Annotated in this window: 10 protein-coding genes and 2 pseudogenes; 11 read left to right on the plus strand and 1 reads right to left on the minus strand. The window is 69.1% G+C overall.

Annotation, left to right across the window (positions count from 1 at the left end; all coding sequences use genetic code 11):
* The first annotated feature begins 2577 nt into the window (after window positions 1-2577).
* The 11 genes and pseudogenes from RBJ77_RS48585 to RBJ77_RS48635 all read left to right on the plus strand — a co-directional run bounded on the left by RBJ77_RS48585 (window position 2578) and on the right by RBJ77_RS48635 (window position 10169).
* Window positions 2578-2808: a hypothetical protein gene (locus RBJ77_RS48585; protein ID WP_372350818.1), complete on the plus strand. Its 231-nt coding sequence runs from the start codon at window positions 2578-2580 to the stop codon at window positions 2806-2808.
* Between the two features lie 74 nt (window positions 2809-2882).
* Window positions 2883-3014 (plus strand): hypothetical protein, encoded by a 132-nt coding sequence (locus tag RBJ77_RS48590; protein ID WP_372350819.1) that lies wholly within the window; start codon window positions 2883-2885, stop codon window positions 3012-3014.
* Window positions 3015-3205: 191 nt separating this feature from the next.
* On the plus strand, window positions 3206-3793 hold the full coding sequence (locus tag RBJ77_RS48595) for an STAS domain-containing protein (protein WP_372350820.1): 588 nt from the start codon (window positions 3206-3208) through the stop codon (window positions 3791-3793).
* A gap of 536 nt (window positions 3794-4329) precedes the next feature.
* Window positions 4330-4650 (plus strand): hypothetical protein, encoded by a 321-nt coding sequence (locus tag RBJ77_RS48600; RefSeq protein WP_372350821.1) that lies wholly within the window; start codon window positions 4330-4332, stop codon window positions 4648-4650.
* 593 nt (window positions 4651-5243) lie between these two features.
* Window positions 5244-5537 (plus strand): annotated as a pseudogene (locus RBJ77_RS48605) (hypothetical protein); the annotation flags it as partial.
* Between the two features lie 137 nt (window positions 5538-5674).
* Window positions 5675-6346: pseudogene (locus tag RBJ77_RS48610) on the plus strand (hypothetical protein).
* The gene (locus RBJ77_RS48615; RefSeq protein WP_372350822.1) at window positions 6343-6792 is read left to right on the plus strand and encodes an AAA family ATPase; all 450 of its coding nucleotides are present in this window, start codon (window positions 6343-6345) and stop codon (window positions 6790-6792) included. The pseudogene RBJ77_RS48610 and the gene RBJ77_RS48615 overlap by 4 nt, the downstream one beginning before the upstream one ends.
* 194 nt (window positions 6793-6986) lie before the next feature.
* Window positions 6987-7307, plus strand: a complete 321-nt coding sequence (locus tag RBJ77_RS48620) for a hypothetical protein (RefSeq protein WP_372350823.1) — start codon at window positions 6987-6989, stop codon at window positions 7305-7307.
* 755 nt (window positions 7308-8062) lie between these two features.
* Window positions 8063-8581 (plus strand): hypothetical protein, encoded by a 519-nt coding sequence (locus tag RBJ77_RS48625; RefSeq protein ID WP_372350824.1) that lies wholly within the window; start codon window positions 8063-8065, stop codon window positions 8579-8581.
* A gap of 197 nt (window positions 8582-8778) precedes the next feature.
* On the plus strand, window positions 8779-9027 hold the full coding sequence (locus RBJ77_RS48630; RefSeq protein ID WP_372350825.1) for a hypothetical protein: 249 nt from the start codon (window positions 8779-8781) through the stop codon (window positions 9025-9027).
* Between the two features lie 878 nt (window positions 9028-9905).
* Window positions 9906-10169: a hypothetical protein gene (locus tag RBJ77_RS48635; RefSeq protein ID WP_372350826.1), complete on the plus strand. Its 264-nt coding sequence runs from the start codon at window positions 9906-9908 to the stop codon at window positions 10167-10169.
* A 256-nt stretch (window positions 10170-10425) separates the two neighbouring features.
* Here the strand turns inward: RBJ77_RS48635 and RBJ77_RS48640 are convergent, their stop codons facing one another.
* Window positions 10426-10887, minus strand: a complete 462-nt coding sequence (locus RBJ77_RS48640) for a hypothetical protein (RefSeq protein WP_372350827.1) — start codon at window positions 10885-10887, stop codon at window positions 10426-10428.
* Window positions 10888-12147 lie beyond the last annotated feature (1260 nt).

Raw genomic sequence — 12147 nt, forward strand, 5'->3', positions numbered from 1 at the left:
CCCGCGTAGTCGCATCGAGAAGCGTGCAGGCGCCGGTGTCGCCCGCACCAGCGCGGCGGTCCTCGCTGCGGCGTCCGCCGCCTCCGTCTCGCCCGCCACCTCCGCGGCCGTGTGAGAACCACCCACGCCTCGGCGTCGCCTGCCAGGCCGCCTTACAGGCGGAGCGCTCTGCACCCGCCCGGTCGCCGCTCTCCTCACAGGCACGGGCGAGGTGGGCGAGCGCGTTGGTCGCCCCGTCGGCGGCCGCCCGGTCAGGGCCTGTGCTTCGCCCCTCGCCGTCCCCCGACTCTCGGCGAAGCCGCGCCAAGACGCTCCGTACGCTTCAGTGTCCTGCGCCTGCCGGCGGCGTCGCTGCGCTCTCTCCGCTCCTGCCAAGTCGCCCGCTCTCCACCGCAGTTCGACCAAGGAGGCGAAGGCAGCCTGGACGCCCGCGGCGGCCGCCGCCTCATAGGCCGACTCCGCCGCAAGGCAGTCGCCCTCCTTCGCGTCGAGGCGGGCCTGTCCCATGAGGCCCCACGGCTCGCCGGCGCGAACCGCTTCCCGTACGCCGCGCGGAGCCGCTGCGCGTCGCCGACATACGCTCGCCTCATCGGGCTCCGCCAGCCATGCCTGGGGATGGCCTGCCCGCGCCGCCCGCTCGGCGGTGTCGTCGCTGGCGGCACGGTCCCCAGCTTCCTCCGCTGAGCGGGCCAGGGCCGACCACGCTTTCTCCTCACCGGTCAGAGTCGCCCGCTCGTAGCGCGCCAGAGCCCCGGCTGCGTCCACGGCACCCTCACGCGCCGCCCCGAGCGCTGCCCACGCGGGCCCACTTTCCGCCGCGGCCGTCTCCGCGCCGCTCCGGTCACGATCGACTCAGCAGCAAAACGAGCGCGGGACGTGTGCCACCTCGCCGCCCCGCTCGATCGCCCGCCGGTAGAGCTGTACAGCGTGATCGACACACCGCCGATCCTGAGCCGCCTGGCCCAGGGCGCGCACAGGTCGTCAACCGTACGGGCGTGGGCCACGGCCGCGTCCCAGAGCGGCTCGGGCGGCGCCAGGTGTGTACGCCCGCGCCGTACGCTCTGGTCCAGGTAGTCGGCGGGTGGTAGCCGTCCGGTGCGCCGAGCCCGGGTGCAACTCTGACGGGGACGAGGGCGGACAGGGAACCGGTCTCCTGTGCACTCAGACTCTCGACGGCCCTGTCGAGCCATGAGCTGTCGTGGGTGACGCGCGCGGTCGCCGGCAGGTATCCGGTGACAGCCTCGGCAAGAAGCTCACCAGGCAGCGCACTGGCATGCCCGAGGCGCCGGGCATCGACGGCCGCGGTGACCACCGCGTACTCGATCTCGAGAAGAATTGCCCGGCCCGGCCTCGTACCGGCGCACCAGCGTCGGGCCGCCGGTCAACTGCTGGATGACACGGGGTCGTTCACCGCTCGATCTCAACTCCGCCGCCTGCAGGGCCGATCCGGACGCGGGCATCCCCGGCGGCGGCCCTGCGGGCCTCACCGGGCCCTTCACCGAGGTGGTCGGGGACGTGGATCTCGAAGCGGTGGGCTCCATCAGGGCTCGAACGTGGAAATGCCGGTCCGTCGCTCCCGCAGCCCGGGACGTGAGGGCGCGCGCGTACTCGGGCCACAGCGTGCCGAGCACGGCCAGCGGTACGGTGCGTCTGAGAAGCTCCGCAGCGCGCGCAGAGGCGGCCTCTCACGAGGGGCCGTCAGTTGCCGCTGCGCCTCACCCAGCCAGATCACGGTCCGCGCGTCGACAGAATCGGTAGCGGCCCATTCCGCGAGTCACGAGCCTGCGGGACGATGACAGGCCAGGACGGAGGTTCGCTTCCGGACGGCCTCATAGGCGGCCCGAGTCTTGCCGGTCGACGACTGGCCGACGAGAGGCGAGCACGGACTGCCCGCCCTCTGCCGCGTGCCGCAACCTCTCGCGAAGCACCTCGTCGTGCGTGCGGGCGATGCACGAAGTGAGGTCGTCGATGCCTGCCATCGACGGCGAGCGCCCGGTGCACACACCAGGGGTAGGGCCCCAGTCCTCGGCTGTACGCAGACGGCGGTCCCGGATCCTCCTTGGCCGCTATCCACAACTCCCCTGTGCGCGCGACGACTTCGGCCGGTTGCGCGGCGCGCGAGCGCGAGCGAGGACTGCCGCGACGGAGCTGCACATCGTGCAGACCGGGCAACCGTGTGCCGCCGATGATCCGGTGGACGGTGTCCTTGCCCGGTGCACCAGGCAGTGTGTCGTCACCGGCGATCGAGTCCACGACCGTTTCCAGGGCCGGGGCGCCCGCGGTGAGGTAGAGGCGGTAGAGGTGGCGCTTGAACTCACGCAGCGCACCGGGCGGAAGGCGAGGCGGAGCCAGCGGACGCGGCCTGCGCCCACCCAGCCCGTTCCCGTTTCCGGTGCGGCTCCCGGCGCCGGCACCTCGGCCACCCCGGCTCTCGTCGCCACTCATCGCACACCCCCGCCCTCCATCGCAGCCCATCGCCACCGGTCGACGCTCCTGGACGGGGGGCACGCTGAGTCTCACGACCACGGCCGGTGCAACGCACCGGACGAGTACACATCCCCATTCGCGGAGGAACAGTTGACCGCCATCGCCGCCTTCACCGCCCTCAAAGCACCCATCATCGCCGCCCTCGCCACTGCACTGCCCGCGCTGCGGTCGGCCCTGCTCGCCCTGCCACTTCTCCTGGTGACCCTCGCCTGCCTTCCCGCACTCGCAGTACTGCCCTTCCTGCCGGACGGCACCCGGCGCGCGACCGAGCTCGTACGCCAACTGATCCGCTGGACAAAGACGTTGACCAACGTAGCCTGATCCAGACGGGCTACGGGCGGGAGGACTGATGGAACTGAGCATCACCTACTGAGCACGTCTCCGACGAGACGACCGTGGTCAAGGTGACCGGCGAATTCGACTGCTACGCATGCTGGCCCTTCCGCCAGCTGGTCCATGACCTGCTCACACAAGGCCACATCGTGCTGGTCATCGACCTGGCCGAGGGTCACCTTTCCCGGCTCTGAACTCTTCGCCGGAGTGGTCCACGCCCTGCGACAGTCCCTTGCCCGAGGAGGCGCATGCCTGCTCGCTGCGCCCTCGCAGCGCGTGCTGGGCACCCTCCGGACCACAGGACTCATCAGGAGCTTCACTGTCTTTCCATCCGTCTCCCAGGCGATCGAGGGCGTCGCCCCACCTCACAGGCATCCGGCGGACGATGAACGCGGACAGGGAACTGCCAAGCATCACTTACGAGCACGCCACGGACGGGATCACCGTGGTCGCGGTGACCGGCGAGATCAACGTCCTCGGCACCCGGCTTCTCCACGAGACGCTGTTGGACCTCCATTCGCAGGGCCACGTGATGTTGATCCTGGACATGAGCAGCGTCTCCGACCTCTCAACACCAGGGGCCGATGTTCTGCTGAGCGTCCTTCGGTGCGCGGCCGCACAGAACGGGGGCCTTCTCCTCGCTGCGCCCAATCCTCGCGTTGTCGGCTCCCTTGAGTGCGCCCGTCGAATGCGTGCCCTCACGAACGCCAGACGGGTGATCCCCCGCACGGTCCTGTCGTCCGACCTCCTGGCGCAGGTGGGCGTGCCCGTCGACCTCACCGTCTTCCCATCCGTCGCTCTGGCACGGGCGGGCGTACCCGACCACCTCGCCACCATGCGTCACATTGTCGCCCGACTCCATGAGGTGCAACGTGGTGACGGCCATGCCAGGGGGCGACAGCAGGAGTGTCATGAACCAGGTGCGCACCTACCCAGAAAGGGCCCAGATGAGCACGAAGAAGCGATCACCTGAAAAAGACGCCGACGGCATGTCAGTCCCGTTGCTCGACGCCGAGTGATATACGCCCCTGGGACTGAGCCGCCTGGCATGGGCGGGCACCCTCAGTCGACCGGCAATCGATCGATCGAGGGGTCAAGTGCTGTCAGGGCTGGCATAGTTGAGGCCATGGGGAGAATATGTGGAGTTCACCTTCGACGGCGGCCAGGCGGTACTGCTGGAGGTCTTTCCCAGTCCGCTGGCCGACTCTGCGGCGGGCAGCTCAACTCCCGGTTCCGCACCGCTCGTGCCCGTTGCGGGCGAGAGGAACGGCCGGGTGGCACGTGCTGCCCAGGGCGCTCTGCGACAAGTCCTCAAACCGCTGGTTCCGGTCCTGCAGTCGGTACACGACACGGTGTCCGCCATGGACCGAGCGGCAGCAGCTCACCGTCGACCTGGGTGTCAAGATCGGCAACGATCATGACTCTCGGTATCGTCGCCAACAAGGGCGAGGCGAGCCTGACGGTGTCCGCGACCTGGAACCTCGAAGCACCCGCGACAACGGAGTAGCCGTGCGCTCGCCGTACGACGACGACCCGGACGCCGCCGTCCGTCGGGCGTGGGCCACTGTGCACTCTCCTGGTGCAGGGGCCGGGCTCGGCGCCGGACTTATCGTCGCGGACGGGTTCGTGCTGACCTGTGCCCACGTGGTCAACGCGGCTCTCCAGCGTCCCAAACTGGCCGCCGCCCGGCCGTCTGCGCAGGCCATGCTCCAGGTCACGGTCTCGTTTCCGGGCCTCGACGGCAAGCACCGCGCCGTGGAGCTGGTCAACTGGCTGGCCCCGAGCCGGCGGAGAACGAGCAGTGGTGGAACGGTGATCTCGCCCTGCTGAAGGTCGACGGGAAGGAGGAGGCAGCGCCCTCCGTGCCGGTGCGTGAGACGTCAAGCCGGCACTTGTCGACCTGGTACGCACACGGGGCGCGCTCCCTCGTGGATGTCTATGTCCAGACCTCGCATGGGTCCCTGGTACATCCTGGATCCGGCGCGGCCCCGCTGGAGATTCTTCCCGGCCACAGCGGAGCTCCCTTGTGGGACCGTCAGCATGGCTGCGTGACGGGCCTGATGGTGTCCACCGAGCCCGACAACCCCCGTTCGTACGCCGTCAGGGCCTCTGAGCTGTTGAAGCTGCTCGCCGATACCCCTGCGTTCCCGGCCGCGATCACAGAGGTGTCGGATCCTCGGACTGCAGGCTCGCCGCCGTGAGCTGATCGACGCGCTGGAGGAGCTCTCGGAGCGGAAGGTGCAGCGGTGCGCCCAGCGTTTCGCCCGTGCCCTGCGCCTGGCCCGGGCTCCGGGCTCCTGCACGAGACCTTGTCGACGCGGCAATGCGTCATCAGCGGGGCGCTGCCGACTTGCCTCAGCACACTCACGGCTCACGCGTCGGTGGCACAACGGGTCGCAAACGTCGCGGCATTGCTGGGATCGGTGCGCCTGTTCACTCAGGAGGAGTACGAGGAGCTCTGCGCGTTCCTGGGCCCCGGTACGTGCTCGGAGGTACGCGCCGCCGCCCGCCGCGCCGTACCGCACTTCTCGCTGCCGGAAACCGGTCCGTCCGATGTGGGAGCGCTGATCGAGGACCTGGAGGACCGTGCCAGTGAACCCGGTGTCGTACCGCCCGTGATCCAGGTGATCGAGGAAGTCGCCGCAGCCCGGCAGGTCGGCGGCGACGGTCTGCGGGAGTGGTCGCACCGCGTGACCACTCGGCTGGATGTCAGCCCGGAGGCGATGCGCCAGTGCCGCTGGTCGGCCATGGCGTGCTTCTGCCCAAACGGTGCAGCCGGTCCTGCGGGTGTGGCTGTGGACAGCGGACCCGGCTGCGGAAGCCTTCCACTACATGATCCGCCTCTACGATGCCCATGGGCGCCAGGTCGGGACCTGGACGAACAGGGGACACTCTGCGCAGCCGCGCGAGCCTCTGCGCCGACCTCTCCGAAGCCGTTGGCGACCTCGATCAGTATGAAGAGTCGGCCGGTGTGGAGTTCCTGCTGGAGGAAGGCTTCTTCGGGCTGGCCGTGGACCGGCTGCCCGTCAGTGCGGGGCCCTTGGGGACGCGGCCCATCGGGCTGGACCGGGTCGTGGTCCTGCGCGGGCGAGACGAGATGCGGGGCGGCGAGTGGAATTCGCGCTGGAAGCAGGGACAGGGTTTGGCGGCGGCACCTAGCGTGCTGCACGACCTGCACACGGGGAACGGCAACCTGACGAACGACCAGTGAGATCGCCTGCGTCATCGCCTGCCCCCCGCCCGGCCAACACGACAGCACCTGGCCCTGTGCCGCTGGCTGGGGGTTCCGGTGATCTTGTGGCAGCGCGATGCTCACGGCCCGGATACGGCCGAGGCGTTGCGGGCCGTCGTGTCGGGGGACTGGCCGCGCACCCTTCGGGAAGCGGTCAGACGCCAGCGCGTCCATGCGATGTTCGACAGCGCTCACATGGGTGCTCATCTGGCGCTGATGTGGGAGGACCCGGGCTGGACACCGTCGCGGCAACGGCTGACCAACCCGAAGAAGCAGGAAGGAGGCACCGCGTGAACAGCGGGACCCCGCAGGAACGGCTTTTCCGCGGCGGCGGAGGCACGTACGACGCTTCCGTCCCGCTGCCCCAGCCGCCGCCGTGGCGGCGGCCGCGGCCGGACGGCGAGGCTGTGCGGCGGCCGTATCTGATCGGCGAGAAACAGGTGGATGTCGTCAACGCGGCTCTGCGCCTGCGTCGTCCCCTCCTGGTGACCGGGGCACCCGGCACGGGCAAGTCGTCGCTCGCCCACGCCGTGGCGGCGGAACTCGGCCTCGGGCCGGTCCTGGTGTGGCCGATCAACACCCGCGCCACGCTCACCGATGCGCTGTATCGCTACGACGCCATCGGCCCTGGCTGCGCGAGCAACAGGACGGCACCGCCGACATCGGCAGCTTCGTACGCCTGGGGCCCCTGGGCACCGCGCTGGCCACCCGGCATGAGGAGCAGCCTCGGCTGCTGCTGATCGACGAACTCGACAAGAGCGACCTGGACCTGCCCAACGACCTGCTGTTCGTGCTGGAGGAGGGCGAGTTCACCATCCCCGAGCTGGCCGTCTGCCCGAGGAGCAGGCGGCGGTCGCTGTGCATGTGCAGGGCTCGCAGGAGAAGGTACACAGTGCGGCACGGCACGGTCCGCTGTCAGGACTTCCCCTTCGTCGTGATCACCAGCAACGGTGAACGGAGTTTCCGCCTCGCCTTCCTGCGCCGCTGCATCCGGCTGGAACTGCCGGAGCCGGCCCGGATCAGCTCGAGAGCATCGTTCGGGCGCACTCCGCCCAGGACCTGCATCAGTTGCAGGCACAGTGGCGCGCGCGTGCAGGATCTCATCCGCACCTTCGCCGAACGGCGCAGCCTCGGCGGGCTGGCCACCGACCAGTTGCTGCATGCCGTCCATCTGCTGCAGCAGGGCATCCGTCCCGAGGTGGAGCACCTCAGGGAGGCGGTGCTGCGTGAGCTCAACAACGGCGGGGTCCGGTGACGCGGACGAGCTCTGGGTCGCCGCCCTGCATTCCGCTCTGCGCGGCGCGGGGTGGATCTCTCACCGCGCGAGCTGAGCGACGCCCTGTGGCTCGCGCTTCACACACCGCCGAACCGGGATGCGGCCGATGTGGCGGAGCCGTGTGCCGTGCTCCCCTCTGCTGTTCTCCCCCAGCCGGAGCACCCGGGCCGTGACGTTGGCGAGTCCGCGGCGGCGTGTGAGCCGACGCGGCGTTTACGCCTTCACCGGTGCCTCGCGGCGGCGGGGCTCCGCGCCGGTCCGTATTCCTGGCGTACGGGGCCTGCGGCGTCCGCTGGGCGCGTCGTGCGGGGACTGCGCGCGCTCAAGCGGAGGGTTCGCGTCCGCACACCGGTACGAGCTGGACGGGGACGCCACCATCGGGGCCATCGCCGACAGTGGCGTCCTCGACGTCGTGCTGCGCGCCCGGCCACGGATCGCTGGCTTCATCTCGTGCTTGCCGTCGACGCGGGCCCGTCCATGCGGGTGTGGCACGACACCGTCAGCGAGCTGGCCGACGCGCTCACGGGCTCGAGGCATCTTCCGCTCCGTACGCGTGGGCCCTCTGGAGCGCCCGTCTCTCTCATCGGCGGTCGAACCGTCGTGCTCGTCGTGACCGACGGCGTCGCTGACCACTGGTACACCGGGACCGCCCACGCACGTCTGGCCTCGCTGGCTCGCAGCGTGCCGACCGCGGTGCTCCATGTGTTCCCGCTCGGCTGTGGGGCGAGACCGCGTTGGCAGCCGAACCCGCGATCGTCCGCACGACCGGGCCTGCGCCGCCCAACAGCGCGCTTTCCGCCCACGATCCCTGGCTCCCCGCCGTGTTCGGTCCCCGCCCCGGCCTGCCGGTGCCCGTCCTCGAGCTGGACGAGCTGAGCCTGCGCCCCTGGGCGGAGCTGATCGCGTCGCACGGCGGCAGGGCCGCTCTACGCGTCATCGACGCGGAGAGCCCTCCAGACGCTGTGCTCTTCGACGAGGCGGTCGCCGATGAGCATCCCACCGCCGCCGAACGCGTGCAGGCCTTCCAGGCAGCAGCCTCGCCGCACGCCTACGACCTCGCAGGCCACCTGGCGGCCGTCGATCCGCTGACGCTTCCCGTGATGCGGCTCATCCAGGCTGCAGCCTTGCCCCACAGCAGCCCGGTCTGTCTGGCGGAAGTCCTGCTGAGCGGTCTCATGCATCTGGACAGCCCGCTGGAGGGCAGGACGTCTTCGCCTTTGCTCCGGACGTGCGCGCGCTGCTTCGGACAGTGATCAAAGCCAGCTCGACACAGCGCACAGCTGACGCCGTCAGTGACTTCATCGCACCACGCCTGGGCCGCACCCCGACTTTCCGGCGGTTATCGCCGACCGTTCGGGGAGCTGGCCTGCCCCAAGGGGGCGCTCACTCTCGCAGAGTGTGGACGCGGAACGAGGAGAACAGGGCCCATTCGCGTGAACCTCTGCTCCGCGTGATCGACGCCCTGTCCACGCTGGACTGTCTGGCGGACGCGCCGGGGCGTCTGCAGTTCGCTGCTCTGCTGGGAGACGTACTGGGCCGGCCCATCGACTTGCGGGGCGTCAGGCTCCGTGAGGATCTCGTCGTCCTGTCACGGATCGCGTTGGACACGGACGGCGGCGAGCAGGCCCTGCTCGATGTGGTGCGGATCCTCGAAGGGGCGGTGATCTCCGCGGAGTTCGAGCGGCTCCTCGTACCGTGAACGGCTCGAGCGGTGTCGGGACGATCTCACCGGGCAACGCCGACAGCCGGCCCGGATGCCTGCGGGCAGGTCGGCCAGCGACCGGCCGAGAACCGAACGGCGCGGGCCCGGCACCGACCAGGCACTGCCGCCACAGGCGGATCCGGCCCGTGTCTGCGCGCGTTGATCGTCGGCATTGAGCGCTACGACGTCGGACCTACCTGGGACCTGCCCGGGCCCGCCCGGGATGCGGTCCGCTTCCACCAGCTGCTGCGAGCCGCTGGCGTGCGGAGGCCAACCTGCGCCTTCACCTCGCTCCCCTGCCGCCATTTGTCCCTGACCTACCGTACGAACCCGCCGACCATGCGACCCTCCGCCGCGTCCTCGTCAGCGAACTGCCGTCGACCGAGGGCGACGTGCTCTGAGGTAGTGGTGGGGCGGGCACGGTGTCACCGACCGTGCTGACAGACAACGACTGTTCTGCGCGGACGCGACCCTCGCGAACAAGACGAACCTCGATCTGGACGCGGCGCTAAACCGATACGCCGGGGAGACCGTCCCCGGCCATGCCGCAGCAGTTGTGGATCGTGGACGCCTCCGCGGCAAACGAGGACGACCTCGCCTTCCAACCGCCACTGCCTTCCGACGCCCTGCCAGCCGCGCGGCCGCGCGCCCAGAAACTACCGGCAGAGCATCATCCGGGCCGCCAGAGCCGGCCAGGCCGCCAGCAACGACCCCGTGCGGTCTACCGGTCTCTTCTCCGACGTCGTGCTGGATCTGCTGGCTGACCGCCATGCCGTCCTGCCCGGACTACCTGATCCGCAGGCCCTGTACGACGCGGTCAAGGCACGGTTTGCAGACCTTCGGGAGGCTGGCCGCACTCGGCAACATCCGCGATCATGCTGCGGAGCCCCGGCCGCACCGAGGAGCCGGCGCCGGCCCTGTCCTCGGCGCGGCCAGTATCTTCCCTTGGACGGGCTGTAGAGGCTCTGCTGGCCTATCCGCTGATTCACGACCCCTCCGACCGGCGGTTGGTGATCGGCATGCTGGACCCGCGCATCGTCGCCGCACTGCCTCGCAACCCCGCACCCCGCCTCGATGTCACGAACATCGTCAGCGGGATCATGCGGCATCACCCGGAGGCGTTGGACGACCTCTACTGACGCCGTGGTGTCCGCCGATGACGATCCCGCACTCGCGAGGACACTCCGCAAGGCACTGGACGACCTCATGGCCTTGGCGAGCGACAGCAGGCGGCCGGGCGTCATGTGAAGTGCGTCATGCCGTGGGATCGGCGGTCTGCGAATGCCGTCGAAAATGTGACGGTCGTGTCCTGTTCATCGGCCTGCCGGTCGCGGCACTTGCGACAGGGATGGGGCGCTGACCGAGGCGGTCCAGGCCGATGCGCTCGGGCTTCCGTCACCTGGACGTGGCGAAGGCCGAGTTGGCCAGGAGGACCAGGGCCCAACGCGTGCTGGCAACGACAGATTGAGCTAACGCATGCTCTCGACGCGGGTTGACGGCCTCGATGAAGAACATCCTGTACAGCCCGTTCAGGTGCTCCAGGGTGTCACCGAGATTCAGGCCGAAGTAGTCCCGCCATGCCTTTAGCGCTGTCTCCAGCGCCCCGGCGACGACTGCAACGGCCGTCATGACGGTAGCCGCCTCGCCTACCAGGTCATCTTCAGAGTCCTCGGCCAGCATTCGTGCGCGATTCGTCATCCATGGGCGACCGTGGGCGGCACCCGAGAGGATGCGGTAGGGCGCTGGCATGTGAGACGGCATGGCCTTGGCCTCTTCAGTGATGTTGATGTCCAGACCGGACTTCTCGCCATCGACCTCGTAACCGATCAATCTCCCCTGCGAGTTGGTTCGCTCCACTGCAACGTACGCGGAGGGCCGTCAGCACGTGCTCCTTAGCCTGGGCGACCTCCGCCTCCTGGGCCGGCCCGAACGCCTTCGCCGTCTTCTCCATGTGCTCGACGTCGGTCCGCCAGAGGCCGGCACAGCGTGCCAGCCGCTTGGCGGCAGAGATGTCGGATCGATCAAGTAGTGCAGGAACAGGCAGTTCTCCATCACAGCCCTGCTCAAAGTCAGCGGCGACCAAACTGGTGGCGGTTGCATGACCACGTCGTGTTCGAGAGCCCTTACGTGATCGAGAGCGTTGGACCACGACAACTGGGCCAAGTCGAAGATCATGCCGTGCATCGACCGCCGGGCTTCGCGTGTCGGCTCGGGCTGCGCATCGAAGGCCGCCGCGTCCCGCCTGAACGGCGCGTCCGGGCCACCAACCTCGTCTGGAAATGCGTTGGCGGCCAGCTCTCGCAATTCCTTCAGTACCTGTGCAGCAGCTCTCGCAAAGGGCTCGCTGATCGGGACGGTGAAGGTCACGGGAGTGCCATCCGTAGGAGCAGAGTCGTCTGTCATGCGCGGATCTTAGGTCGTTTGACGCCCGTCAGCCCCTGACCGGTCACCGCCACCACACGCGCGTGAGGGTGAGCCGGCAGTGGCCCGGACCTCTCCGCAGAGGACAAGGAGCGCCTCCGTCAGCGCCACGCTGACGGCGTCAGCCTCAACGAGCTTGCCCGTCAGATGGAACAGATGAACGTAAAGCTCAGCAAGATGTCCGGCTTATCGCTCGGCGGATCACATGCTGCCGAAGAATCGCGTCCACCACGTGGGCCGCGCTGCGAAGTATCTCAAGCGCGCTGGGGCCCTCATGGTCGCTCTCCAGTAGCTCTTCGGGGAGGCTCACGTAGCTGAGTTCGGTCAGGGCCTGTTCCACTCTGGCGAGGTCGACGGGATCCAGCGCGCCTCCTCACGGGCTTCGTCCGTGCCGAGGAAAGCCCCGGGTTGTCGGCACATACCTCGGCGAGGAGCCGAACTTGCTCACGCAGACCACGATCCGTGTTCCGCAGATCGTTGCGTCTGCAGGCACGCGGATGCGCCCGTACTCACTGGAGTCCTGAGTGTCCCGCTCGGACTCGCACGGGAGCTCCGAAGTCCGCTTCGAGTCGGCGCACCAACCTGCTGAACGCGAGGCCGGTCGCGGCGCGGTCGTAGTGCAGCGGTTGTTCCAGCCGTTCGGGGTCGTCGAGTTCGTGCAGGAGGGCTAGCAGTTCCGCCTCGCTCATTACCATC

The organism is Streptomyces sp. KL116D, assembly GCF_030766975.1.
Classification (GTDB): domain Bacteria; phylum Actinomycetota; class Actinomycetes; order Streptomycetales; family Streptomycetaceae; genus Streptomyces; species Streptomyces longispororuber_A.

What these genes read in the sequence shown, in the direction of transcription:
- RBJ77_RS48595 (WP_372350820.1), top strand. Translation starts at nt 3,206, where the DNA reads ATGAACGCGGACAGGGAACTGCCAAGCATCACTTACGAGCACGCCACG.
- RBJ77_RS48635 (WP_372350826.1), top strand. Translation starts at nt 9,906, where the DNA reads ATGCTGCGGAGCCCCGGCCGCACCGAGGAGCCGGCGCCGGCCCTGTCC.